The 24,757-nt window shown below is 51.6% G+C and carries 22 protein-coding genes; 2 read left to right on the top strand and 20 right to left on the bottom strand.

Annotated features, from left to right (window positions below):
• Window positions 1–89 precede the first annotated feature (89 nt).
• Entirely contained in the window at window positions 90–1,484 is a 1,395-nt protein-coding gene (gene cysS / locus ACT3RQ_RS03685; RefSeq protein ID WP_444680008.1) for a cysteine--tRNA ligase, read from the bottom strand.
• A 10-nt stretch (window positions 1,485–1,494) separates the two neighbouring features.
• Window positions 1,495–3,174 carry a glutamine--tRNA ligase/YqeY domain fusion protein gene (locus ACT3RQ_RS03680; RefSeq protein ID WP_444680007.1) on the bottom strand — a complete coding sequence of 560 codons (1,680 nt, stop codon included), beginning with the start codon at window positions 3,172–3,174 and terminating at the stop codon, window positions 1,495–1,497.
• 155 nt (window positions 3,175–3,329) lie between these two features.
• Between ACT3RQ_RS03680 and ACT3RQ_RS03675 the strand changes: the two genes are divergently transcribed.
• Complete coding sequence (locus tag ACT3RQ_RS03675) at window positions 3,330–3,830, top strand: peptidylprolyl isomerase (RefSeq protein ID WP_087111461.1); 501 nt, start codon at window positions 3,330–3,332, stop codon at window positions 3,828–3,830.
• A 15-nt stretch (window positions 3,831–3,845) separates the two neighbouring features.
• Window positions 3,846–4,616, top strand: coding sequence for a UDP-2,3-diacylglucosamine diphosphatase (locus ACT3RQ_RS03670; protein WP_444680006.1), 771 nt, complete (start codon window positions 3,846–3,848; stop codon window positions 4,614–4,616).
• Between the two features lie 67 nt (window positions 4,617–4,683).
• Here ACT3RQ_RS03670 and ACT3RQ_RS03665 read toward each other — a convergent pair whose 3' ends face one another.
• From ACT3RQ_RS03665 to ACT3RQ_RS03580, 18 genes are all read right to left on the bottom strand, one after another.
• On the bottom strand, window positions 4,684–6,501 hold the full coding sequence (locus tag ACT3RQ_RS03665) for a SurA N-terminal domain-containing protein (protein WP_444680005.1): 1,818 nt from the start codon (window positions 6,499–6,501) through the stop codon (window positions 4,684–4,686).
• A gap of 147 nt (window positions 6,502–6,648) precedes the next feature.
• Window positions 6,649–6,921: an HU family DNA-binding protein gene (locus ACT3RQ_RS03660; protein ID WP_087111465.1), complete on the bottom strand. Its 273-nt coding sequence runs from the start codon at window positions 6,919–6,921 to the stop codon at window positions 6,649–6,651.
• Window positions 6,922–7,113: 192 nt separating this feature from the next.
• Window positions 7,114–9,528: an endopeptidase La gene (gene lon / locus ACT3RQ_RS03655; RefSeq protein WP_444680004.1), complete on the bottom strand. Its 2,415-nt coding sequence runs from the start codon at window positions 9,526–9,528 to the stop codon at window positions 7,114–7,116.
• Between the two features lie 183 nt (window positions 9,529–9,711).
• Entirely contained in the window at window positions 9,712–10,992 is a 1,281-nt protein-coding gene (gene clpX, locus ACT3RQ_RS03650; protein ID WP_172118799.1) for an ATP-dependent Clp protease ATP-binding subunit ClpX, read from the bottom strand.
• Between the two features lie 74 nt (window positions 10,993–11,066).
• On the bottom strand, window positions 11,067–11,684 hold the full coding sequence (gene clpP, locus ACT3RQ_RS03645; protein WP_193057203.1) for an ATP-dependent Clp endopeptidase proteolytic subunit ClpP: 618 nt from the start codon (window positions 11,682–11,684) through the stop codon (window positions 11,067–11,069).
• A gap of 69 nt (window positions 11,685–11,753) precedes the next feature.
• Complete coding sequence (tig, locus tag ACT3RQ_RS03640; protein WP_193057204.1) at window positions 11,754–13,106, bottom strand: trigger factor; 1,353 nt, start codon at window positions 13,104–13,106, stop codon at window positions 11,754–11,756.
• A 476-nt stretch (window positions 13,107–13,582) separates the two neighbouring features.
• Window positions 13,583–13,957, bottom strand: coding sequence for a hypothetical protein (locus ACT3RQ_RS03635; RefSeq protein WP_172118803.1), 375 nt, complete (start codon window positions 13,955–13,957; stop codon window positions 13,583–13,585).
• Window positions 13,958–13,960: 3 nt separating this feature from the next.
• Window positions 13,961–14,422: a flavodoxin gene (locus ACT3RQ_RS03630; protein WP_444630006.1), complete on the bottom strand. Its 462-nt coding sequence runs from the start codon at window positions 14,420–14,422 to the stop codon at window positions 13,961–13,963.
• A 203-nt stretch (window positions 14,423–14,625) separates the two neighbouring features.
• Complete coding sequence (locus tag ACT3RQ_RS03625; protein ID WP_087111483.1) at window positions 14,626–14,925, bottom strand: integration host factor subunit alpha; 300 nt, start codon at window positions 14,923–14,925, stop codon at window positions 14,626–14,628.
• Window positions 14,926–14,991: 66 nt separating this feature from the next.
• Window positions 14,992–17,373 (bottom strand): phenylalanine--tRNA ligase subunit beta, encoded by a 2,382-nt coding sequence (gene pheT / locus ACT3RQ_RS03620; protein WP_444680003.1) that lies wholly within the window; start codon window positions 17,371–17,373, stop codon window positions 14,992–14,994.
• 26 nt (window positions 17,374–17,399) lie between these two features.
• The gene (pheS, locus tag ACT3RQ_RS03615; RefSeq protein WP_192527091.1) at window positions 17,400–18,419 is read right to left on the bottom strand and encodes a phenylalanine--tRNA ligase subunit alpha; all 1,020 of its coding nucleotides are present in this window, start codon (window positions 18,417–18,419) and stop codon (window positions 17,400–17,402) included.
• A gap of 151 nt (window positions 18,420–18,570) precedes the next feature.
• On the bottom strand, window positions 18,571–18,924 hold the full coding sequence (gene rplT, locus ACT3RQ_RS03610) for a 50S ribosomal protein L20 (protein ID WP_018916261.1): 354 nt from the start codon (window positions 18,922–18,924) through the stop codon (window positions 18,571–18,573).
• A gap of 55 nt (window positions 18,925–18,979) precedes the next feature.
• A complete protein-coding gene (gene rpmI, locus ACT3RQ_RS03605; protein ID WP_087111489.1) occupies window positions 18,980–19,174 on the bottom strand; it encodes a 50S ribosomal protein L35 in 195 nt (64 codons plus the stop codon).
• A gap of 81 nt (window positions 19,175–19,255) precedes the next feature.
• The gene (infC, locus tag ACT3RQ_RS03600; protein WP_172118807.1) at window positions 19,256–19,747 is read right to left on the bottom strand and encodes a translation initiation factor IF-3; all 492 of its coding nucleotides are present in this window, start codon (window positions 19,745–19,747) and stop codon (window positions 19,256–19,258) included.
• A gap of 60 nt (window positions 19,748–19,807) precedes the next feature.
• A complete protein-coding gene (thrS, locus tag ACT3RQ_RS03595) occupies window positions 19,808–21,730 on the bottom strand; it encodes a threonine--tRNA ligase (RefSeq protein ID WP_444680002.1) in 1,923 nt (640 codons plus the stop codon).
• Between the two features lie 227 nt (window positions 21,731–21,957).
• Window positions 21,958–22,830: an OmpA family protein gene (locus ACT3RQ_RS03590; protein ID WP_444680001.1), complete on the bottom strand. Its 873-nt coding sequence runs from the start codon at window positions 22,828–22,830 to the stop codon at window positions 21,958–21,960.
• A 275-nt stretch (window positions 22,831–23,105) separates the two neighbouring features.
• Entirely contained in the window at window positions 23,106–23,591 is a 486-nt protein-coding gene (locus tag ACT3RQ_RS03585) for a DUF2489 domain-containing protein (protein ID WP_444680000.1), read from the bottom strand.
• Between the two features lie 70 nt (window positions 23,592–23,661).
• On the bottom strand, window positions 23,662–24,660 hold the full coding sequence (locus ACT3RQ_RS03580) for a COX15/CtaA family protein (protein WP_172118811.1): 999 nt from the start codon (window positions 24,658–24,660) through the stop codon (window positions 23,662–23,664).
• Window positions 24,661–24,757 lie beyond the last annotated feature (97 nt).

Here is a 24,757-nt window from a genome sequence, read left to right as displayed (position 1 = left end):
CTTTTAGTGAGGGGAGGCATTACTAGTATAAGTGGCATTTGAGTGGCTGCCAGACGCCGCTATAGCGACGCCTGGCACACCGGCTCTTGCTAAGGAGATTCAATGACCCACGTAGTTCCTTCACGTGAGTCTTTTAACACGATACCTAGCGCCGCCAACTCATCACGAACGGCATCTGCCTGAGCAAAATCCTTATTCGCTTTCGCTGCCTGACGCTGGGCAATTTTTTCCTGGATAGCCGTTTCGCTAAGCGCTACCCCTTGCGACTGGGAGCCTTTTAAAAACGCGGCGGGCGTTTGCGTGAGAAGCCCTAACACACCAGCGAGCTGTTTTAATTCACCAGCCAGCCCCACGGCCTTTTCAGGTGTATCGCTTTTGGCACGATTAACTTCTCGCGCCAACTCAAATAACACAGCGAGCGCTTCCGGGGTATTGAAGTCATCGTCCATGACCTGGGTGAAGCGGTCCCGATAAGGGCTAGCGGCTTCATCCATTTGAGCCGCAGTGTCGACGCCATCCAGCGCGGTATAAAGACGCGTTAACGATTTACGCGCCTCTACGAGGGAATCAACCGAGTAGTTAATCGCACTCCGGTAGTGGCTGGCAACCAACAGGTAACGCACCACTTCCGGATCATGTTCGGCCAATACGTCTCGGATAGTGAAGAAGTTGCCTAGCGACTTCGACATTTTTTCCTGATCCACACGGACAGCACCCGCATGCATCCAGGTGTTAACGTAGGTTTTCCCCGTCGCGGCTTCTGACTGAGCAATTTCATTTTCGTGGTGCGGGAAGGTCAAATCGGGCCCGCCACCGTGAATATCAAAGGTATCACCCAAACAGCAGGTCGACATGGCCGAACACTCAATATGCCAGCCAGGACGGCCATCGCCCCAGGGTGATGACCAGTGCGCCTCACCCGGTTTTGCCGCTTTCCAAAGCACAAAATCAAGCGGATCTTCTTTATGAACATCCACATCAACCCGCGCACCTGAACGCATATCGTCTAGCTGACGGTTATTGAGCTTGCCGTACGTGGCGAATTTGCGCACCCGGTAATACACATCGCCATTTCCGGCAGGATAGGCAAAACCTTTTTCGATCAACGTTTCGATCATGCCGACGATATCCCCAACATGCCCCGTTGCACGGGGCTCTTGGCTGGGTGGCAGCACGTTCAGCCGCGCTTCGTCTTCATGCATGGCATCAATCATGCGCTCGGTTAGCGCCGTAATGCTTTCACCATTCTCCTCAGCACGCTTAAGGATTTTATCGTCGATATCGGTGATGTTACGCACGTAGGTAACGTCATAGCCACGGTGGCGCAAATAGCGAGTAATGACATCAAATGCGACCATGACGCGGGCGTGGCCAAGGTGACAATAGTCATACACCGTCATGCCGCAGACATACATGCTTACCTTACCCGCGTCCAGCGGCGTAAATGGCTCCTTGCGACGCGTCAGCGTATTGTAAATTTGCATATGACGATCCTTAACCTTTCTGTTTGATTTTCGCCCAGCTATCTTTCAACCCTACGGTACGGTTAAACACCAGTTGCCCCGGCTTGGAGAGGTGACGGTCAGCGCAGAAGTAACCCATGCGTTCAAACTGGAAACGATCTTCCGGCACGGCTTCGGCCAGACTTGGCTCGCCGATTGCTTGGCAGATGACCAATGATTCTGGGTTCAGGTGTTCAAGGAAATCAACATCCTTGTCACGGTCCGGTTGCTCGACCATGAACAGGTTGTCATACAGACGCACTTCCATGGGCACACCGTGAGTGGCGCTGACCCAGTGAACCACGCCTTTCACCTTGCGCCCTTCCGGGTTTTTGCCGAGCGTGTCGAAGTCCACCGAACAGAGCAGCTCAACCACGTCACCGGCGTCGTTCTTGATCACCTCGTCACAACGGATGATGTAGCTGTTGCGCAAGCGAACTTCCTTGCCTGGCGCCAAGCGAAAGAACTTCTTGGGTGCATCTTCCATGAAGTCATCCTGGTCAATGTACAGCTCGCGACCAAACGGTACCTTACGCATCGGCATGTCGTCACGCGCGGGGTGTCCCGGCACGTCGTACACTTCCTCGTGGTCTTCTGCCACATTAGTCAGTACGACCTTGAGCGGTTTCAACACGCACATGGCACGCGGCGCGTTATCTTCAAGGTCCGAGCGAATAGCGTGGGTCAGCATGGCGATATCGACAAGCCCGCCATCGGCACGCGTCACGCCGATCATTTCGCAGAACTTACGAATAGAGGCGGCGGTATAACCACGGCGGCGCATGCCGGAAATCGTCGGCATCCGTGGGTCATCCCAGCCGTCTACGATCTGCTCGTCTACCAACAGCTTCAATTTGCGTTTAGAGGTCAGCGTGTAATCCAGGTTTAAGCGCGCAAACTCAATCTGACGTGGTTTGGCGGGAACCGGGAGATTATTCAGGAACCACTCATATAGCGGACGGTGGTCTTCAAATTCCAGCGTACAGATTGAGTGAGTGATACCTTCGATCGCATCCGACTGCCCATGAGTGAAGTCGTAGGAAGGATAAATCTTCCATTTATCACCGGTTTGGTGATGATTCGCATGACGAATGCGATACAAGATGGGATCGCGCAAGTTGATGTTAGGCGATGCCATATCGATTTTGGCACGTAGCACTTTTTCACTTTCACCGAATTCGCCAACACGCATACGCTCGAGTAAATCCAGGTTCTCCTCAGCGCTACGTTCGCGGTAAGGGCTTGGCTTGCCAGGAGCGGTTAGCGTACCGCGATACTCACGGATCTCATCGGGCGTGAGATCATCCACGTAGGCTTTGCCTTCGCGAATTAAATGCTGTGCCCAGGCATAAAGCTGGTCAAAGTAGTCAGAAGCAAAGCGAACCGGGCCCGCCCAGCTAAAACCTAACCAACTGACGTCTTCTTTGATGGCATCAATATAAGCCTGCTCTTCTTTCGCCGGGTTGGTGTCGTCAAAACGCAGATGACACTCACCACCCATTTGCTCCGCCAATCCGAAATTTAAGCAGATCGACTTTGCGTGGCCGATGTGCAGAAAACCGTTCGGCTCTGGGGGAAAACGCGTCACGATTTTTGTGACCTGGCCGCCCTCGATCTCGTCGCGTACTTGGTTGCGAATGAAGTTCGGCGCTGGGGTGGTCTCGTTGGTCATGGTGGTGTTGAAAACCTCGTGGTGGATGGCGTGCCAGGCAACCTCTGCCTACGCTATTAGGTTAGCGCTTCGCGGTGCCAAGCAAAACCGCTATTATAGCGTGACGCCGATGCACAGCGCCAAGGCGAACGTCTTCATTGAACAGGAATTTATTCATGATCGTATTACAGACAAACCACGGTGACATCACTATCGCGCTTAACCATGAAAAAGCGCCGGTAACAGCGGCTAACTTCGAGCAGTATGTTCGTGATGGATTTTACGATGGCACACTGTTTCACCGCGTCATTGACGGGTTTATGGTGCAAGGCGGTGGCTTTGATCAGGATTTCAACCAGAAGCCGACACGTGATTCGATCGAGAATGAAGCGGATAATGGCTTAAAGAACACTATCGGCACGCTTGCCATGGCTCGAACGCAAGACCCCCATTCGGCGACTGGCCAGTTTTTCATTAATGTTGGCGACAACGGCTTTTTGGATCACAGCGGAAAAAGCCTTCAAGGTTGGGGTTACGCCGTTTTTGGTGAAGTAGTTGATGGTATGGACGTGGTCAACGCCATTAAGGGTGTGAGCACAACACGCCGTGGCATGCATGCGGATGTGCCTGCGGAAGATGTGATCATTGAGCGTGCTTATGTAAAAGAAGCAGAATAACTCTTCGGGAGCACCATGCGCACACTGCTTGTAGCTGACATGCACTTAAGCAGCGACACCCCTGAGATCAATCAGGGGTTTTATCGCTATCTGGAACAAACGGCCCAGGGCGCAAACGCCCTTTATATTTTGGGTGATCTTTTTGATGCGTGGATGGGTGATGACTTACTCGACACTCAGCATCCCCTTAGCGCCGTGGCGCTTGAAGTCATCCAACGCTTACGCAATCTGAGCGATGACGGCACGGCTATTTATCTGTCTCATGGCAACCGTGACTTTCTGCTGGGCGAACGGTTTGTTAATGCCTGCCAGGCAACACTGCTCTCCGATGTGCAGGAAGTGGAGTTGGAGGGCGTGCCGCTTGTGCTGTTGCATGGCGACAGCCTGTGCACCCAGGATGAAGCCTATATGGCGTTCAGGCAGCAGTCGCGCAATCCTGAATGGCAAGCGCAGATTCTAACGCTGCCTCTTGAGCAGCGCCTGGAGCTTGCCAAAAGCCTACGCATGCAATCAGGCGATGCCAACGCCAACAAGGCAGAAGCGATTATGGACGTGACCCATGCTGAAGTCGTACAACTGATGGAGCGTTATGGCGTTGCCACCATGATCCATGGCCATACGCACCGCCCTAAGGTTCATGATCTTACGGTGGAAGACGTACCTGCTAAACGCTTTGTACTGGGTGACTGGGATGACCAGCACGGCTGGGATGTGATTATCGAGGAGTCTGACCGCCCTGAACCCAGGCTGCGTCAATTCTCCTTGGCCACGCCGCCCGCGGCGTAACTGCCTTCAGCAAACACAAAAAAGCCGATCAATCGATGATCGGCTTTTTTATTCATACCTGACAACGTTAGCGCTTGATATCCGCCTCCTGATACAGGGTGTCAATCAAGCCCTGGATCACCGCCTGGGCTCTTAACTGCTCAGCCATTTGCGCGACAAAACCCGCTATTTGATCATTATCATCGCCTGCCGATACGTCATCCAACGCGATAACCGCAACGTCTTGCGACAGCGTAACAGCCCGGTACTGGCTTTCACCTTCATCCGGATTCGGCATACGGAAGACTTCCGACACCAACCCTTGAGGTAAAGAACTATTCTGCTGACGACTAACGTTAGTGGCTTCAAGCCAATTGACGTCGAGCGTCTCACCCGCATTAAGCGAAGCTGTCATTGCTTGAGCCTGCTCAAGCATGGCTTGTTGACGCTGTTGGGCGGCAACGGACTGCTCTACCTCATCGCGAACGTCATCCAGGCTTATCAGCGTCGCTTCACGGTGTTCGGCCACACGCAAGACCAAGCGTCGATCATCGTCGAGCTCAATCACTTCACTGTTATAGCCATCCGTCAGCACCTCTTCGCTGAAGGCTTCATCCAGCACGCCCGGCTCCGAAAGAACGCCTTCGCCTTCACCACGCGCGAGCCAATCGGTTTGCGTCAACGTTAAACCAATATCATCAGCGACGCTTTGCAAATCGTCCGCAGCAAAGCTCTGGTCAATCAGTTGCTGGACGTTAGCGTTAAACGTATCGTTAACTTCTCCTAACGCCACGTTTTGACGCAGAGTGTCGCGCTGCTCTTCAAACGAGGGGGCATCAACATCGGTCACTCGCAGAATGTGGAAGGCACCATCAACTTCAACGACCTGCGACGTTTCGCCTTCAGCAAGAGAGAATGCAGCCTCATCAAATTCATTGCCGAAAATACCGCGCGAAATCGTACCTAGATCGCCTCCTTCCTCGGCACTTGCTGTGTCATCAGAGTAGCGGAGTACCGTATCAGCAAAGGATTCGCCATCTTCCAGGTCATCATAAGCAGTGTCAGCAATGCTGCGTGCTTCTTCACGGGAACGTTCATCACCAAAGGTCACCATGATATGTGAAATGCGTCGATCCGCATTTTGATTCTGTTCACGCCACGCCTGGCGAAGCGTCTCTTCATCAATTTCACTTTCAGCGGCCATGGCTTGGCGATCAATCAGCACATACTCAACGCGTACCTGCTCAGGCCGCTCGAAACGCTCCTGATGGGCATCATAGTAAGCCTGTACCTGCTCGTCGGTGACATTGATATCAACATCTACGTCGTCGCTGTTCATCAGCACATAACGAAAACTGCGCTGCTGATTTTGTAACTCGGCCAAACGAGCCTGTTCGCTGGGCAGGCTAAAATCGCTGAATGCCAAGCCTTGCTGCAAATGCTGACGCTTAATGTCGACGCGCAAGTCCTGACGAAACGAGACAGGTGAATAACCTGCACCCGCTAGCCGGTTACGGAAAATGTCGGCCGAGAAATGACCATTTTGATCATGAAACTCGGGGAGGCCTACAATAATTTGGTCTAACTGTGCATCGGAGACGTAGAACCCACCGTCATCAGCGTACTGAGTAAGCAGTTGCTGGGTGATCAACTGGTCCAGCATATCATTGCGCAACGCACGCTCTTGTTCCGGCGGGACCTGGCCTGACCGAAGCGCTCGTTGCACCTCCAGCTCAACCTGCTGACGCATGATGGGCTGGCCATTGACACTTGCGACTTCATTGGGATCGCTGCCAAACACACTAAACAGTGATTCCACCCCAAACAGCGCCATGGCAGCCACCATGAGACCGATAATAATTTTGGCGCCCCAGCTTCTGGAGCCATTTCGAATACTTTGCAGCATGCTAGCCTCAGATAAACACAGCCATATAAATAAACCTTCACGTTGCCCGAAATCGTTTTCGGATAACCCCTTAAATACCAGGCCAAAAAATAACATGGGCGCATCGCGGATGCGATGCGCCCATTAGATTACATAAACACAGAACAATTAATTAACGGCGTCTTTCAGCGCCTTGCCTGCTTTGAAGCCAGGTACTTTCGCCGCTTTAATTTCGATAGGCTGGCCCGTCTGCGGGTTACGGCCAGTACGTGCAGCACGCTCTTTAATAGCGAAGGTACCAAAACCTACCAGTGAAACGCTTTCACCTTTTTTGAGGCTATCGGTGACAGACTCCACCATGGCATCCAATGCGCGGGTTGCCGCTGCTTTAGGAATATCGGCAGACGCGGCAATGGCTTCAATCAGCTCAGACTTATTCACACTTCACCCCTTAACTGTTTAAAAAAAATGGCTCTGTACGGCATGGCCACCAGAAGGTACAACCTCAAAGCATAGCTGCGTTTTATAGCAATGCCTTGAAACACCTGTCAAGCAAACACACCGTGGAATGCCCGCTGCACAAGGCTTTGGGCAAATTCTTTAAGTAAACATTAAAGACCAATGGCTTTAATATTAGTGTGTATTGGCTACGGTGGAGGAAGCAAACGATGTTTTAGCACCCTTTTCAGCACTTTTTAAAGACGTGCCATCATCGTTTTCATCGCTCACTAGCGCCACCGCCAATACATCATCTATCCAGCGTACCGGACGAATATCAAGTGCACCCTTGATATTTTCCGGTACTTCCTTGAGATCACGACGATTTTCTTCAGGAATCAAGACGGTCTTTATACCACCGCGACGGGCTGCCAGCAATTTCTCCTTCAGGCCGCCTATCGGCAACACCTCGCCCCGAAGGTTAACTTCACCGGTCATCGCTACATCACAGCGCACTGCACGCTGCGTATAAGCCGACACCATAGCCGTTACCATCGCGACACCAGCGCTGGGTCCATCTTTAGGCGTAGCCCCTTCTGGCACATGGATATGCAGGTCTTCATTCTCAAAACGCGCAGGGTCAATACCGAACCCGTGAGCACGCGCCTTCACAACGGTTTGTGCGGCACTAACGGACTCTTTCATTACATCGCCGAGCGAGCCCGTTTTGTTAATTCGTCCTTTACCTGGCGTCACCACAGACTCAATGCTGAGAAGCTCTCCGCCGACTGATGTCCACGCAAGCCCTGTTACACGGCCAATCTGGTCGTCCTGCTCAGCCAGCCCGTAGCTGTAACGTCGTACGCCGGCATAGGCTTCAATTTGCTCAGCAGAAAGGGTTTGCGTCTCTTCGAGGTCTTTACGCTCCAAGCGCTCGCGAAGCACTTTACGGCAGACTTTAGCAATCTGGCGTTCAAGTTCACGCACCCCTGCTTCCCGCGAGTAGTAGCGAATAAGCTCCAGCAGCGCATCATCCTGAAGTGCCAGCTCATCTGTCTTCAGTCCATTGGCAGCGAGCTGCTTCGGCAACAGATAACGCTTGGCAATCGCCAGCTTTTCATCTTCGGTATAGCCTGGCAGACGAATAATTTCCATACGGTCCAAAAGCGGGCCAGGAATATTCATCGAATTGGCCGTACAGATGAACAGCGTCTCTGAAAGGTCGTAATCCAGTTCCAGGTAGTGATCGCTGAAGCTGTTGTTTTGCTCAGGATCCAATACTTCCAAAAGTGCTGAGGCTGGGTCGCCACGATGATCCATGCCGAGCTTATCCACTTCATCCAGCAGAAACAGTGGATTCTTGACACCTGCACGGCTCATGCGCTGCATTAGCTTACCGGGCAATGAACCAATATAAGTGCGTCGATGGCCACGAATCTCCGACTCATCCCGCACTCCGCCCAATGCCAAGCGTACATACTTGCGATTGGTCGCCCGCGCGATAGATTGGCCCAGCGAGGTCTTACCCACCCCAGGTGGGCCTACCAGGCACAGCACAGGGCCTTTCATCTTGCGTACGCGCTTTTGTACAGCCAAGTACTCAAGGATACGTGCTTTTACCTCTTCGAGGCCGTAATGGTCCTCATCAAGCACTTCTTGCGCTTTCACAAGATCATGCTTCACGCGCGTACGCTTTTTCCAAGGGACCGCTATCAGCCAATCCAGATAGGAGCGCACGACGGTCGATTCTGCAGAGTTAGCAGCCATCATTTTCAGCTTGTTCAGCTCTTGAGTCGCTTTATCGGCAGCCTCTTGTGGCATGCCCGACTCTTTGATCGCTTTCTCGTACTTTTCGGCTTCATTTGGTACGTTGTCGAGCTCGCCCATCTCTTTCTGAATGGCTTTCATCTGCTCGTTTAAGTAGTACTCGCGCTGGGTCTTTTCCATCTGCTCTTTAACACGTGAGCGGATGCGCTTTTCTACTTGAAGCAGATCAATTTCAGATTCGATTAAGGCCATCAGGTGCTCAATACGATCGCGCACCCGGTCCATCTCTAAAAGCTCCTGTTTATCGCCAATTTTTAGCGATAAATGAGCACAGATGGTGTCCACTAGCCGGCTTGGATCTTCAATCCCGGAAAGCGAGTTAAGCACCTCATTGGGCACTTTTTTCGACAGTTTAACGTACTGCTCAAACTGATTAAGCAGCACGCGTACCAGCGCTTCCTGTTCGCGGCTGGTTAAGGGCTCGCTCTCTCGAGGAGAAAGATGGGCTTGCGTATAGCCCGCTTCGTTCTCTTCGATGTCCAGTACATCCGCGCGAAAACTGCCTTCAATCAACACTTTTACAGTGCCATCGGGAAGCTTGAGAAGCTGCATAATGTCCGCCACAGTGCCCATGGCGTAGAGGTCGGCATTGTCCGGCTCATCCTGGGCAGCTTCTCGCTGAGCCACTAGCAATACGCGCTTATCAGCTTCCATCGCAGCTTCAAGCGCCTGAATCGACTTTTCACGCCCTACAAACAGAGGGATAACCATTTGCGGATACACGACGACGTCCCGCAACGGCAATAAAGGTAGACATTGAGTCTGTTCGGCGTTCTGCTGCATCGCAGACGTTCCTCAACAAATCGGAAGAGTACTTGATGGAACACCAAGGCAAGTACATCACTGTATGAAAAGTACTACGCAGTGTAGAGCAAACTACGCAGTGACACCCATGAACAACAAGGGGCCGCCTAGGCGACCCCTTGGTTTAGCGCAAGCGGCTGAAGTCACGCCGTTGGCCTATTACTAGCCATCCGTGCCATCAACGCGAGCATCTTCCTGCTTTGAATACATCAAGAGCGGCTCGCTTTCACCTGCGATTACCGATGCATCGATAACCACCTTGCTGACATTTTCCAGTGATGGAATTTCATACATGGTGTCAAGCAATACCGACTCAAGGATAGAGCGCAGGCCGCGTGCACCTGTCTTCCGCTCCATCGCCTTCGCAGCAACCGCTCGTAACGCTTCGTCTCTAAACTCAAGCGTCACGCCTTCCATTTCGAAGAGCTTTCCATACTGCTTGATGAGCGAGTTTTTGGGCTCTGTCAAAATCTGGATCAGCGCGTCTTCGGTAAGCTCCGTCAACGTAGCAATGACCGGTAGACGTCCAACAAACTCTGGAATCAAACCGAACTTCACCAGGTCTTCCGGCTCAACGTCTGCAAGCAGTTCACCGACACCACGTGCTGACTCTTTGCTCTTAACGCTGGCGTTAAAACCGATTCCGCCCTTTTCAGCCCGGTCACGTATAACCTTGTCCAGACCCGCGAAAGCGCCGCCCACAATAAACAGTATGTTACCGGTATTTACCTGAACAAACTCTTGCTGCGGATGCTTGCGGCCACCCTGAGGCGGCACAGAAGCCGTCGTGCCTTCGATTAGTTTGAGCAACGCCTGCTGCACACCTTCACCCGATACATCACGCGTGATAGACGGGTTGTCGGACTTACGAGAAATTTTGTCAATTTCATCGATATATACAATGCCGCGCTCGGCCTTCTCTACATCGTAGTCACACTTTTGAAGCAGCTTCTGGATGATGTTTTCAACATCTTCACCCACATAACCCGCTTCGGTCAGCGTTGTTGCATCCGCAATGGTGAAAGGTACGTTTAATAAACGTGCCATGGTCTCCGCTAGCAATGTTTTACCACTACCAGTGGGGCCGATGAGCAGAATATTGGATTTACCTAATTCAACATCGCCTTCACGTACGTCCGGTCTCAGACGCTTGTAGTGGTTATAAACCGCTACGGACAGCACCATTTTGGCGCGGTCTTGTCCAATGACGTAATCGTCCAGGGTATGACGTATTTCGCGAGGCGTAGGTAAACGCTCCTCATCGCTCTCGGCATCGGCTTCGAGAACTTCCTCGCGAATGATGTCATTACACAAGTCGACACACTCATCGCAGATATATACGGACGGGCCAGCAATCAGTTTACGTACTTCGTTCTGGTTTTTTCCACAGAACGAGCAGTAAAGTAATTTACCACCTTCATCCTTGCCTTTGCCGTCGGCCATTAGCGTACCTCTGTCACTGCGGCGGCTTGCACCGCCATAAAAGCTCGTTAGAAAAGCAAAACCTCATCACGCTATCAGGATGTAGGCCGCTTATCCAGCACTGCGTCAATCAAGCCATACTCTTGAGCTTTATTGGCGCTCATGAAATTGTCACGGTCGGTATCACGGGCAACCGCTTCCAGATCCTGACCGGTATGATGCGCAAGAATCTGATTCAACTTTTCGCGGATTCCCAGAATCTCACGGGTATGGATTTCAATGTCAGATGCCTGACCCTGATAACCCCCCAGCGGCTGATGAATCATGACCCGTGAATTAGGCAAGCAGTAACGCTTACCGGCTGCGCCTGCTGTTAAAAGCAGCGCGCCCATACTGGCCGCTTGACCAATACATACGGTTGATACATCGGGCTTAATAAACTGCATGGTGTCATAAATCGACATGCCTGCCGTTACCGAGCCACCCGGCGAGTTGATATAAAGATGGATATCCTTGTCGGGGTTTTCCGACTCAAGGAACAACATCTGAGCGACCACAAGGTTAGCCATGTAGTCTTCAACAGGGCCTACCAGGAAAATGACACGCTCTTTTAGCAGACGCGAGTAAATATCGTAGGCTCTCTCCCCTTTGGCGCTCTGCTCAACCACCATGGGCACTAAACCGCCGGCGTTTTGAATATCAAATCCACTCATTTGGGTGATTCCTTGCGTCCGATAAGGGAAAGGCGCACCGAGAACAGTGCGCCGCGCTGATGGGATTGCTTAGGCGTCTGCTTTCTCGCCTTCTTCAGCACCCTCGTCTTGTGCAGCCTGCTGCTGAGCGGCAGCTAATGCTTGCTGATAAGACATTTCAACGTCTTTAACGTTCGTTTGCTCAAGCAGTTTATCGACCGCTTTCTCTTCGAGAATGGCAGACTTAACCTGCGTTTTCAGCTGGTCGTTGCTCATGTAGTACTCAACAACCTCAGAAGGGTCCTGGTACTGCTCGGCCAGCTCTTCAACTTTTGCTTTAATCGCAGCATCGTCAGCGTCAAGCTCATTGACCTTGATCACTTCAGCCAGCAAAAGACCTACTTGAACGCGGCCCTTGGCCTGCTCTTCAAAAAGCTCATTGGGCAACTGGCTAACATCAAAGTCTTCGCCAAGGCCAAACTGTTGAGCAGCCTGACGCTTCATTGCATCCGTTTCTTGCTGAACTAACGAGCTTGGCACCAGAATGTCGTTGGCTTCTTTAAGCGCGTCCAGCACCTGCTGCTTAACACGATTATCAACGGCCTGGGTCGCCTCACGCGTCATGTTCTTTTTGATTTCAGCGCGGAATTTATCCTGGTCGCCATCGTCTACGCCAAAGCGCTCAATGAAAGCAGCGTCAATTTCAGGCAGCTTCTGCGTGCTGACTTTATGCACCGTTACATTGAAGGTGGCTTCCTTACCTGCCAGATGCTCGGCCTGGTAATCTTCCGGGAAAGTAACCTTGATGGTTTTCTCTTCGCCAGCCTTGGCACCGATTAACTGCTCTTCAAAGCCTGGGATAAAGCTGTTGGAGCCAATCACCAGCGCGTGACCTTCAGCACTACCGCCTTCAAACGGCTCATCGCCCAGGAAACCTTTAAAATCAATCGTTACCTGATCGCCATCTGCTGCCGGTGTATCCGCATCTTGCCAATCGGCATTTTGTTTACGCAGCGTCTCGATCATTTCATCAACGTCAGCATCGCTTACGCTAACCACCGGGCGCTCAACGTCAGTGCCTTCGATAGAGGTCAACTCGATCTGCGGATAAATTTCCATGATCGCTACGAATTCAAGATCTTTACCGGCTTCATTAATTTGCGGCTCAATCTGAGGGTAGCCAGCCGGGTTAAGGCCTTCTTCAGTGATGGCACGTACGTAACGCTCACGCATTACCTCGCCCACTACTTCACTGCGAACGCTGTCGCTATAGCGTTGACGGACAACAGACATTGGTACCCGGCCTTGGCGAAAACCATTCAGCCGCACGTTTTTCGCGGTGTCTATCAGGCGAGCACTGACAGCCTCGTCGATTTCGGCAGCCGGTACTTGGATAGAAATACGGCGTTCGATCTGGGAGGTCGTCTCGACGGAAACTTGCATGAATTGTCCTCTAGCGGCTGGGCGTTGTATTAACAGTGTTTAAATAAATTCCAAGGGGCAATTTTAAGAACCCTAGCGCACGGTGGCAAGCGCCATGCTCGCAAGATGGGGGCGCTGCGGTTAATTACAAGGGAATAAGTGACTAATTTATTACTTTTAGACCTCGGACAAAGAATTACGTGCTCATTACGATAGGCTACCTGCCACTTAGCAACCTTTACTGGCTATCGTAACGATACTCATGACTACTCATCAAGACTTACCTATTTCACGCATTAAAATAGATCGCAGTTTTATTGAGACCTTGGACCTTGCATCCGCAGGAGCACAACAGCCTCGCTATCGTTGCGGCGATTGCAAGCCCTCGTGAGCCAAGTATAAAGGCGGTCGCCGAAGGCGTTGAAACGGAGCAGCAATGGGACCTGCTGGGGTGAGTATACTATCGATTTTATCCAAGGGTTTTGGACCTAAACGGGTTATTTATGGCGTTTAGGGCGCCACCATAAACTTACCGCATGCATTAAAAGACCACAGGTAGCGGCGTGAGAGATAAAAACCTCCCAGCTGATCCATGTGGTAAAAAGCGCGTGCCAAGCCCCCATGACTAAAGCACCCGCTAACAGCATGAGCACCAACCGTAGGCAAAGACGAGGTAATTGCTTGCGCGCGTCACGGGATAATAAACGCCATTGCGCTACCGCCGCGCCGGCAACCAGTACGACACCCATCACAATAAGCGTTTGACGGGTACTGTGCCCGCCTGCCATAAAACGCGGCAAAGATGCCAGCATTACCACACATAAACCGAGCGCAACACTAATGCGCTCTGCTGAAAAAGGCATCGGCTGCATTGCTTAGGCTACCTTTAGCTGCTGCTCTTCAATCCACGTCTCGACCCACGGTACTGCGGCATCATCTGCCATAAATGTTTCCATGGCATCAATTTCCAACCGGTCACCCAAACGGCGTGCCCCATGGTCTTCAAGTAACGCATCAAGCGCTCTGCCCGCACCACAGTATGTATCACCGTAGGAGCTGTCGCCTAACGCAATCATGCCGTAGCGTAATGCCGTAAGGGCTGGGCTTGTATCTTTTAAGCTGCGCACAAAGGGCACAAAATTACCGGGAAAGTCACCACTGCCAGTGGTAGAGAGCACGAATAATGAGAGATCTTCATTGCTCGTTAGATCATCAAGCGTCGGCTGCTCAACAATATTAACGGCAAAGCCCGCTTGCTCGAATAATGGCTTTACCTGCTCAGCCACATCTAACGCACCGCCATACATCGTGCCAACCAATATGTTCAGTTGAGGCATTGTTGCTATCCCCTATTAAGTGTCACGGCGTTGATAAATAGCCGTTGAATTTGCAGGAATATTAACATACTTCATTTATACGGCACATTTCGCAAATGAACAGACAAGGCTGTATGCACCGTGGCGCATAAAAAAAGGAGCGCCCAAAGGCACTCCGTTATATAGCGAAAACGACGCTACGGGTAGGTCATTAACATCAAGGACTACTTGGTTTTCACATAGTGCTCGACTTGCTGCTTTAATTTTTGACCTGGTCGAAAGGTCACAACACGGCGGGCAGAAATAGGTATTTCTTCACCGGTTTTTGGGTTACGGCCCGGCCGTTCACGCTTATCACGCAAATCAAAGTTACCAAACCCAGACAGCTTAACCTGTTCATTTTCTCGTAAGCAGGCTCGAATCTCTTCGAAAAAAGCTTCGACCATGGTTTTTGCTTCTCGTTTAGACAGTGCCAGCTCAGTATGTAAATGCTCTGCCAGCTCTGCTTTGGTCAACGCACCCATAGGACCCTCCTTGTAGCAAACGCATTGCCAAGAACGTGATAAGCGCCGTGTCGTGGCATATTATTGTCAGCCGCGTAGCTCAGCCTCCAACTGGACACGCACTTGTGTCACGATGGAATCTACCAACTGGTTGATTTCTTCATCGTTTAGCGTGCGTGAAGGATGCTGCCAGGTCAAGCCTAACGCAATACTCTTATGGTCGTCCGCCACGCCTTTACCAGCATAGACATCAAATAGCGTAATGTCTTTTAAGTAATCACCGGCTTTTTCTTTAGCGCAATCCAGTAGAGCCTGAACGGGCACCGCTTGCTTTACGATAAACGCCAGATCGCGTCGCACTTCAGGATAACGTGATAACGCTTCAAAGGCCGGGATCTGCCCTTGGCTTAACGTATCCAGGCGTACTTCAAAGAGTACCGCATCCACTTTAAGGCCCAGCTTGGCGCGCACTTGCGGGTGCAAAGTTCCAATCCAGCCAGCATGCTCGCCGTTGTACTGTATTTCAGCACTCTGGCCGGGGTGAAGCGCTGGATGCTCGGCTGGCTCAAAGCGCCACGCATCAAGATTGCCACCCAAGGCTAAAAGGCTTTCAAGATCCCCTTTGAGATCGTAAAAGTCGATACGCTCTTTAGAACCTGCCCAGCCTTCCGTTTCCCGACTACCACAGACTAACGCCCCCATCATGGGAACCTGGGACAGTTGATCCAGCTCACCATTAAATACCAGCCCCGTTTCGAACAGGCGAACGCGGGGTTGCTGACGGTTTAAGTTATGCTCCATGGCCCGCACCAGCCCCGGGAAAAGACTGGCCCGCATCACTGAGAGATCCGCTGAAATGGGGTTAGCAAGCACCGGAGAGACGGCATCAGGCAATATAGCGGCCTGAAGCTCGGGAGCCACAAAGCTATAAGTAATCGCCTCCTGGAAACCACGAGCGACCATTTGGCGACGCAACTGCGCTTGGGTGAGTGTTGCTTCATCTGCAGAGCGCAGCGCTAACCGTGCAGCCGGGCGGCGAACAGGCAGATTATTGTAGCCATGAATTCGGGCGATCTCTTCGATCAGGTCTTCTTCAATCGCGACATCGAAACGCCAGCTAGGCGCAACAGCCGACCAGCCCTCAGCCTGCTGACTCACCTCAAGACCCAAACGCGTCAGAATGTCGGTGACATCTTCATTGGCCAATTTCTTGGAAAGCGCACTTTCCAAACGCGCTTCACGCAGCAAAATAGTGCGAGAAGCAGGCACATGCTCTTCACTGACGCATTCAGTGACAGGGCCAGGCTGGCCGCCACAAATATCCAAGAGTAAGCGTGTCGCACGCTCAATGGCCGCTGTAGCAAGCTCAGGGTCCACGCCACGCTCAAACCGGTGTGACGCATCGGTGTGCAAACCGTAAGAGCGCGCCTTACCCGCAATCGCCAGTGGTGTAAAAAATGCCGACTCCAGGAAAATCGTCCGGGTAGTTTCGTTAACCCCAGAATTCTCTCCGCCCATGACTCCCGCCATGGCAAGCGGACCCGCCTCATCGGTAATCATTAATGTTCCGGGGCGCAGGGCAACGTCTTGCCCATCCAGCAAGGTTAGCCGCTCCCCCTCTTTCGCCATGCGCACAACGATGCGACCGTTCAAATTATCGCGATCAAACGCATGCATCGGCTGGCCAAGCTCCAGCATGACGTAATTAGTAACGTCCACCACCGGATCAATGGAACGGATACCGCTACGACGCAGGCGCTCTACCATCCAAAGCGGTGTTTCCGCTTTTACATTAATGCCCTTGATGAGGCGACCCACATATAGGGGACACTGCTCAGGTGCTTCAACGCTGACAGCAAAGGTGTCATCTATTACGGCCGGGATAGATTCGATGACCGGCGGCGTTACGGCTAACCGGTTAAGCACGCCCACCTCACGGGCAAGCCCCTTAACACTTAAGCAATCTCCGCGGTTAGGCGTAAGATCCACCTCAATGGTCATATCATTGAGGTGCATATATTCGCGAAAATCGACGCCAACAGGCGCAGAATTAGCCAATACCAGAATACCGGGCGAGGTTTCTTCCTCAAGCCCAAGTTCCGATGCTGAACAAATCATGCCGCGTGACTCTACACCGCGCAGCTTGGCCTTCTTGATTTTGAAATCGCCTGGCAGCACGCCCCCTACCTGAGCAAAAGGAATCTTCTGGCCGATATCAACGTTTGCTGCACCGCACACTACCTGCACCGGCTCACCCGAGCCATCATTAACGGTACATACGTTTAATTTGTCGGCATCCGGGTGCTTTTCTTTGGTAAGCACCTCAGCAACGACAACGCCGCTAAACGCAGCGGCTACGGCTTCAACTGCATCGACTTCCAAGCCGGCCATCGTGATCTGATCAGCAATCGCCTGCGTGTCCAGCTGCGGTGATACCCATTCGCGCAGCCACTGTTCTGAAAATTTCATGATCGTTCCTGTGTTCGGCAGCGGTCTTAAGCGAATTGGCGCAAGAAGCGCAGGTCGTTTTCAAAGAACAGGCGCAAGTCGTTTACACCGTAACGCAGCATCGCTAAGCGCTCAGCCCCCATGCCAAAGGCAAAGCCGGTATAGCGTTCAGTATCAATTCCCGAGTGGCGGAAAACTTCAGGATGCACCATGCCGCAACCCATTACTTCCAGCCAACCACTATGCGAGCAAACACGGCAGCCTGAACCGCTGCACATAACGCATTGGATATCGACTTCAGCAGAAGGCTCGGTAAATGGAAAATACGAAGGGCGGAAGCGAACAGAAAGGTCGTCCCGCTCAAAAAACGCCTGCAGAAAGTCTTCAATCGTGCCCTTTAGATCAGCAAAGCTAACCCCTTCGTCCACCAGCAGTCCTTCCACTTGGTGAAACATAGGCGTATGCGTCAGGTCGGAGTCGCTACGATAAACGCGTCCGGGGCACACAATCCGAATGGGCGGTTCGCTCTCTTTCATTGTGCGCACTTGAACGGGTGAAGTGTGCGTTCTTAACAGCCGCGTTGCATCAAAATAGAACGTATCCGCCATGCCGCGTGCCGGGTGATGCGCAGGAATATTGAGCGCTTCGAAATTGTGATAGTCATCTTCAATTTCTGGTCCTACCGCGACGTCATAACCAATACGCGTAAATAAGCTTTCGATACGCTCAAGCGTACGCGTAACCGGGTGCAAGCCACCACTGGCCTGCCCACGGCCCGGCAACGTAACATCGATGCGCTCAGCGGCCAACCGCGCATTCAATGCTGCATTTTCAAGCTGCTGGCGCTTAGCGTCAATTTCATTGGCCAATGTTTGCTTTGCCTGGTTAATGCGTTCGCCAGCAGCCGGGCGCTCTTCGGCTGTTAGCTTGCCTAACCCTTTCAGCAAAGCCGTTACTTCGCCTTTTTTGCCTAAATAGCGAACTCGCAACTCATCCAGCGAAGCAACATCTTGCGAAGCCTGAATGGCATCACGTGCTTCAGACACCAGAGTAGGAAGGTGGTCCATCCGTTTCACTCCGAATTAAGCGGTTCCCTTTTATGAGGGTGTCGCACATTGAAGGTGACAAAAAAACAGGGGAAGAGCGGCTGCTCTTCCCCTGCGGGTCACACTGAAATGACCTTCGTCAATTCACGCTGGCATTTGCACAGCTATGACGCTATTGGGCAGCCTTGGCTTTTTCCACGATAGCAGCAAATGCGGCTTTCTCGTGTACAGCCAGATCAGCCAATACTTTACGGTCAATTTCGATGCCGGCTTTCTTCAAACCGCCAACAAAGCGGCTGTAAGACATACCGTTGATGCGTGCAGCAGCGTTAATACGCTGAATCCACAGCGCACGGAACTGACGCTTACGGTTGCGGCGGTCACGATAAGCATACTGACCTGCTTTGATAACGGCCTGTTTAGCTACACGGAAAACACGCGAACGGGCACCGTAGTAACCTTTAGCCTGCTTCAATACTTTTTTATGGCGACGACGGGCAACTACACCACGCTTAACACGAGTCATAACACACTCCTGACTTTATAGCTGAGGCTTTAAGCACTCAGGCAAAAAAAACGACTTATAGGTTTGGCAGCATGCGCTGGATCAGCGCTTTATCAGCAGCGTGAACCTGCTTCATTCCACGCAGCTGACGCTTACGCTTAGTCGATTTTTTGGTCAGGATGTGGCTACGGTGAGACTGCTTGTGCTTGAAGCCATTAGCGGTCTTTTTAAAGCGCTTCGCAGCGCCGCTGTTGCTTTTGATTTTCGGCATGAGAAAACTCCGCTCGATATTTTTTAGAAAACCCAAGGCCGACCATCGCCTACGCAATGGCCCGTTGGTTTCGCCGTTGGATCACTTCTTTTTCGGGGCAAGAATCATGATCATCTGGCGGCCTTCCATTTTCGGGAAGGACTCCACCGTTCCGATCTCTTCCAAGTCTGCCGCGATCCTTTCCATCAGCTTGCGGCCGATGTCCTGGTGCGCCATTTCACGACCACGGAAGCGCAAAGTGACCTTACCCTTGTCACCACCTTCCAAAAAGCGCATCAGGTTTTTCAATTTTACCTGATAATCGCCTTCGTCGGTGCCAGGACGGAATTTAACTTCCTTAACCTGGATTTGCTTTTGCTTTTTCTTTTGAGCCGCTTTCTGCTTCTTCGTCTCAAAAACGAATTTACCGTAATCCATAATCTTACAGACAATGGGATCGGCATTCGAAATTTGCACGAGGTCTAAACCGGCAGCTTCTGCACGCTCAATCGCTTCGGTGGTAGGCACAACGCCCAACTGCTCACCTTCAGCATCGATTAAACGCACTTCTTCTTCGGTAATTCGCTCGTTCATTGGTGGGCGTTTGTCTGCTGGACGCCCGCGCTGATTGCTTCGCTTGATCGTTCCGTCTCCTTAGGCAATTGACGATGTCGCCAGGGCTGCTCGCTCCGCACCAAGACGCTCGATAAGTGTATCGACTGTCATTGTGCCGAGGTTTTCGCCGCTGCGAGTTCGCACGGCCACTGAGTCAGCTTCGACTTCCTTATCTCCCACCACAAGGAGATAGGGAATTTTCTGTAACGTATGCTCACGGATTTTAAAGCCGATCTTCTCGTTCCTCAAGTCCGCTTTAGCTCGTAAGCCACTTTTTTGCAGACGTTGCTCTAATTCAAGAGCGTAATCACGCTGCGCATCGGTAATTGTCATCACTACCGCCTGCTGAGGTGCCAACCATAATGGCATAGCGCCCGCATAATGTTCAATCAAGATACCAATGAAGCGCTCCATCGAGCCTACTATAGCACGGTGCAACATGACCGGCGGCTTACGTTCGCCCTCTTCGGTCACATATTGAGCACCTAAACGCTCGGGCATCATGAAATCAACCTGCATGGTGCCCACCTGCCACTCGCGCCCCAAGCAATCTTTCATATGGTATTCAATCTTGGGGCCATAGAACGCACCTTCTCCAGGGAGCTCCTGCCACTCGACATCACACGCTTTTAACGCGCGACGCAACGCATCTTCCGCCTCATCCCAAACGTCATCACTACCAATTCTTTTCTCAGGGCGAAGCGCAATTTTAATGGCAATATCTTCAAACCCAAAATCGGTATAGACCTTAAGCGCCTGGCGATGAAAGCTGGTGACCTCGGGCTCAACCTGGGCTTCGGTGCAAAACACATGACCATCATCTTGAGTAAACGCACGAACACGCATAATGCCATGCAAAGCGCCTGAGGGCTCGTTACGATGGCAGCCGCCAAACTCACCAAAGCGAACCGGAAGCTCACGGTAGCTGCGCAACCCGGAATTAAACACCTGCACATGGCCAGGGCAATTCATGGGTTTGAGAGCATACTCGCGCTTCTCGGATTCGGTAAAGAACATACCGTCCGCGTAATTATCCCAATGTCCTGATTTTTTCCACAACGATACGTCCATTATTTGCGGACAGCGAATTTCCTGGTAACCGCCGTCTTTATAGACGCCTCTCATATACTGTTCGATCTGCTGCCATAACGCCCAACCGTTCGGATGCCAAAACACCATTCCTGGCGCCTCTTCCTGCATATGGAAGAGATCAAGACGGCGTGCAAGCTTACGGTGATCGCGTTTTTCAGCCTCTTCAAGCCGCTTCAAGTACGCTTTCAGCTGCTTTTTATCGCCCCAGGCAGTGCCATAAATACGCGTCAGCATGGGATTTGAAGCATCCCCGCGCCAATAGGCGCCGGCAAGCTTCGTCAACTTAAACGCTTTTAGATGGCGGGTATTAGGCACATGAGGGCCACGGCACATATCCGTGTACTCTTCATGATGATAAAGCCGGATATCCGCACCGTCAGGAATATCGTGAATAATTTCCTGTTTATACGTTTCATCACGCTGAGAAAACGTCGACATTGCTTTATCGCGATCAACATATTCACGGACAACATCGTACTCGCGCTCTATTAGCGCTTGCATACGTTTTTCAATTGCCTCTAAATCTTCTGGCGTAATTGAACGACCAAAGTCGACATCATAATAAAAGCCGTTATCAATGACCGGTCCAATCGCCATTTTAGCGTCCGGGTAAAGCTGCTTTACCGCATGACCAATCAAATGCGCGCAGGAGTGACGAATGATCTCCACGCCGTCTGGGTCACGCGCAGTAATAATCGCTACGTTTGCATCGTGCTCGATAACATCTGCAGCATCGACTAAAACGCCATCTATCCGCCCTGCAACGCAGGCCTTAGCCAAACCAGGGCCAATGGATTCTGCAAGCTGCATAATGGAAAGTGGTGCTTCAAATGTTCTTTGGCTACCGTCAGGTAGTGTCACAATGGGCATTCAGTATTCCTTGAGCGCAGTGGTGATCCATACCAAGGATCACATTTCGCTATCAATGATCGTGGCGTTTAATAAGTGATACAACGTTATACAAGCGCGTAGCCTAACAGACTTGAGCGCCGCAGAAAATAAAAACGGGAGGCATACGCCTCCCGTCGATACGCACAGTAAATGTGCGGCACATCCAGCAAAAGCACTACACGTTTAGCGCCCAAGCAGTCTGCGTATTAGTTCCACTCGTCAATTTCAACACGGCGGTTCAGTGCGCGACCTTCATCAGTCTCGTTCGTAGCGATCGGATTCTCTTCACCGTAACCAACAGCACGCATGCGGTTAGCTTCTACGCCACGCTGAGCAAGATAAGCAGTCACAGATTCAGCACGACGCTGAGATAAGCCTTTGTTATAAGCAGCTGTACCACGTGAATCGGTATAACCATCGATGCTTACACGCACATCGGGGTTATTAACCAGACGCTCAGCAACACCGTTCAGGATGTTACGGGCATTATCGGTCAACTGAGCAGAATCAAACTCGAAGTTAACGTCTTGAAGAACAACGCTATCTGGGCAACCCAGCGCGTTTACTTCGGTGCCAGCTGGCGTATTGGGGCACTGGTCACGGTAATCCGGCACGCCGTCACCGTCGGAGTCTAGCGGGCAACCTACTGCGTCTACTTCTACACCAGCGGGGGTGCCCGGACACTGGTCACGATAGTCCGGCACGCCGTCATTATCGGAGTCCAGCGGACAACCTTGCGCATCAACGGCAACACCAGCAGGCACTTCACCGTATGTCGGGCACTGCGGAGCTACCGGCTCAGGCGTACGATCAGCACACAGCAGGCCACCGATTGCAGCGCCAGCGACAGCACCCGTTGCCGTACCGCTATCTTCATCAGAAGAGCTGCTAGTGGCATAGCCGATGCTACCGCCAATCAAACTTCCCGCCAGACCGCAAACAGCAGGGTGCTGATACCAGCTACGGTCACTGCTGCTAGCACCAGCTTGGCCAGAAGATTGATTAGCGGAAGTGGCACAGCCTGAAAGGCCCACTACCAAGGCGGAACCGATTAGCAACCCAGTCGTTGACTTTTTCATACAAGACTCCTTCTTGATCCAATGCTGACTTAGCCGTATAGCCAAATCTATCCAATGCTTCTTATTTGCGAGAGCATCCATTTTTCGCTTGTTCAATTTTAACCACGCGGGCGTTCCCCTGCCTGAATTGAACAATCTGCCTATTATTACGCTTTAACCATTGAAGGCAACAATGCCGACATATCAACTTCTTGCCAACATCGACATATCAAGCATAGCAAAACTGCCACATCCGGCACCAAAAAAACATATTGCCGCACTAAAATAAACCAAACTTACTTCTTATTTTCGCCTTTATACAGCTCAGGTCCGCCTTGTGCACGCCATTTTATAACGGCTTCTGCAGCAGCCAGAACCGCGGGCTTCATATCACGCTCAACTTCCAAACGCTGCTTATCTTCGCTCATGCGTTCACGGGGCGTTAAATTGGCACGCGCAGAGTGCGTTCTAAGATGCTGCGTCCGGTTATAAACCTCAGAAAAGGCTTGAAAATCAGGATGCTCTGCAAGATTGGCATCAACAATTTCAAGCAGCACCTTACAGCGCCATGAACCTTCGGTAATGTCTACCTGCCCTTGGACCAATGCACTTGTTACATAATCCAAATTTTCAAGGCTATTGTGCTGGGCCCTTAAATCTTCATCCAAGCGGAATGCTTCACGGCGTTTTACCTCTTTGCGCAGTTTAAGCGCGTACATGGATAAAGCCGCAATGACAGCAAGCGCTAATGTAAGCGCCATCAGTGCGCTGACCGAATTCATAATGCTCTCCGTCGTACATCAAAAAACTAAACAGGAATTATACATCATTTTAAATTTGAACTCTTATCTTCTATCGCTCGCCCAAGCACACGCACCACCAAGCCCGCACCATGCCAATCACGAGTAAAACGGCCCCTGCAGTATGCGCAAGTGCCAACCACAAAGGCAACCACATCAACACGTTGGCTATGCCAAGTACAACCTGCAGCGCATAGACCCCAATAACAAATACAAGCGCCCGAGCGACACTTGGGTTGTGGCGATATCGATACCAAAGCATCAGGAGTGACACACCCAGCAACAGCGCCCCTAGCCGATGCATATAGTGAATCGCGACCCGAGCTTCTGCATGCAGCTGTCCATGCAGGTAATTGGGGCCAACCGTTTGAGTCAGATGGAAACCTTCACTAAGATCCATGGTTGGCCACCACTGGCCATTACAAGCGGGGAACCCTTGGCAAGCCATACCTGAATAGTTACTTGTTACCCAACCCCCCAAACCAAGCTGCAAAATCAATAGCACGGCGGCTAAACCCCAAAAAACATTAAAGCAGTTTGCTCCCATGACCTTTTTCTCAGAAATACTGGTTAGCCTGAGATGCAGCCAGAAAAAGAGCAGCAATACGCTTAGCCCGCCCAGCAAATGTAAAGTAACCACTTGAGGCCAAAGCTTGAGGGTCACGGTAAATGCACCAAAGCCCCCTTGTATAATGATAGCGGCAACTAGAAGCACGCTAATGCACCAAGGGTAATGGCGAGTATTGCGAAGTGGCCAGCCAAGCACTAAAACGCTTAGAACCAATATTCCGAGAAGAGTAGCTACATAACGATGGACCATTTCCACCCAGGCTTTTGCAACATCCAGGGGGGCATCAGGATGGCGTAGAGCAGCATGCTCACCATCAGGAACGAGCAAGCGACCATAGCAGCCGGGCCAATCTGGGCAACCTAACCCCGCGTCCACTAAACGCGTCCAGGCACCGACCAAGATAACGACAATAGTCAGCAGCGTTCCCAATAACGTTAAGCGTGAAAGCCATACCAAGCGGCGCTCTGTCGATGAGTGCATCATGTATCCTTACATTTTCGTCGGCAGTATCCCTATCGGCTATTAAAGACCTCTTCGATACAAGCCAATCTATCCATGGTTACCTTATATTAGCAGC

Source organism: Halomonas sp. AOP43-D1-4 (assembly GCF_052446175.1).
Lineage (GTDB): Bacteria > Pseudomonadota > Gammaproteobacteria > Pseudomonadales > Halomonadaceae > Vreelandella > Vreelandella citrativorans.
Note: the sequence above shows the minus strand (reverse complement) of the source record. Positions and strands in the feature narration are given on the sequence as shown.

Bases quoted from the DNA above. Each gene is read 5' to 3' on its own strand.
- rpmI (WP_087111489.1), bottom strand. From the start codon at position 19,174: ATGCCGAAAATCAAAAGCAACAGCGGCGCTGCGAAGCGCTTTAAAAAG.
- ACT3RQ_RS03680 (WP_444680007.1), bottom strand. From the start codon at position 3,174: ATGACCAACGAGACCACCCCAGCGCCGAACTTCATTCGCAACCAAGTA.
- ACT3RQ_RS03590 (WP_444680001.1), bottom strand. From the start codon at position 22,830: ATGAAAAAGTCAACGACTGGGTTGCTAATCGGTTCCGCCTTGGTAGTG.
- ACT3RQ_RS03625 (WP_087111483.1), bottom strand. From the start codon at position 14,925: ATGGGTGCGTTGACCAAAGCAGAGCTGGCAGAGCATTTACATACTGAG.
- pheS (WP_192527091.1), bottom strand. From the start codon at position 18,419: ATGGACCACCTTCCTACTCTGGTGTCTGAAGCACGTGATGCCATTCAG.
- clpX (WP_172118799.1), bottom strand. From the start codon at position 10,992: ATGGCCGACGGCAAAGGCAAGGATGAAGGTGGTAAATTACTTTACTGC.
- pheT (WP_444680003.1), bottom strand. From the start codon at position 17,373: ATGAAATTTTCAGAACAGTGGCTGCGCGAATGGGTATCACCGCAGCTG.
- ACT3RQ_RS03635 (WP_172118803.1), bottom strand. From the start codon at position 13,957: ATGCAGCCGATGCCTTTTTCAGCAGAGCGCATTAGTGTTGCGCTCGGT.
- ACT3RQ_RS03630 (WP_444630006.1), bottom strand. From the start codon at position 14,422: ATGCCTCAACTGAACATATTGGTTGGCACGATGTATGGCGGTGCGTTA.
- ACT3RQ_RS03670 (WP_444680006.1), top strand. From the start codon at position 3,846: ATGCGCACACTGCTTGTAGCTGACATGCACTTAAGCAGCGACACCCCT.
- tig (WP_193057204.1), bottom strand. From the start codon at position 13,106: ATGCAAGTTTCCGTCGAGACGACCTCCCAGATCGAACGCCGTATTTCT.
- infC (WP_172118807.1), bottom strand. From the start codon at position 19,747: ATGAACGAGCGAATTACCGAAGAAGAAGTGCGTTTAATCGATGCTGAA.
- thrS (WP_444680002.1), bottom strand. From the start codon at position 21,730: ATGCCCATTGTGACACTACCTGACGGTAGCCAAAGAACATTTGAAGCA.
- ACT3RQ_RS03675 (WP_087111461.1), top strand. From the start codon at position 3,330: ATGATCGTATTACAGACAAACCACGGTGACATCACTATCGCGCTTAAC.
- lon (WP_444680004.1), bottom strand. From the start codon at position 9,528: ATGCAGCAGAACGCCGAACAGACTCAATGTCTACCTTTATTGCCGTTG.
- cysS (WP_444680008.1), bottom strand. From the start codon at position 1,484: ATGCAAATTTACAATACGCTGACGCGTCGCAAGGAGCCATTTACGCCG.
- ACT3RQ_RS03580 (WP_172118811.1), bottom strand. From the start codon at position 24,660: ATGCACTCATCGACAGAGCGCCGCTTGGTATGGCTTTCACGCTTAACG.
- rplT (WP_018916261.1), bottom strand. From the start codon at position 18,924: ATGACTCGTGTTAAGCGTGGTGTAGTTGCCCGTCGTCGCCATAAAAAA.
- ACT3RQ_RS03665 (WP_444680005.1), bottom strand. From the start codon at position 6,501: ATGCTGCAAAGTATTCGAAATGGCTCCAGAAGCTGGGGCGCCAAAATT.
- ACT3RQ_RS03585 (WP_444680000.1), bottom strand. From the start codon at position 23,591: ATGAATTCGGTCAGCGCACTGATGGCGCTTACATTAGCGCTTGCTGTC.
- clpP (WP_193057203.1), bottom strand. From the start codon at position 11,684: ATGAGTGGATTTGATATTCAAAACGCCGGCGGTTTAGTGCCCATGGTG.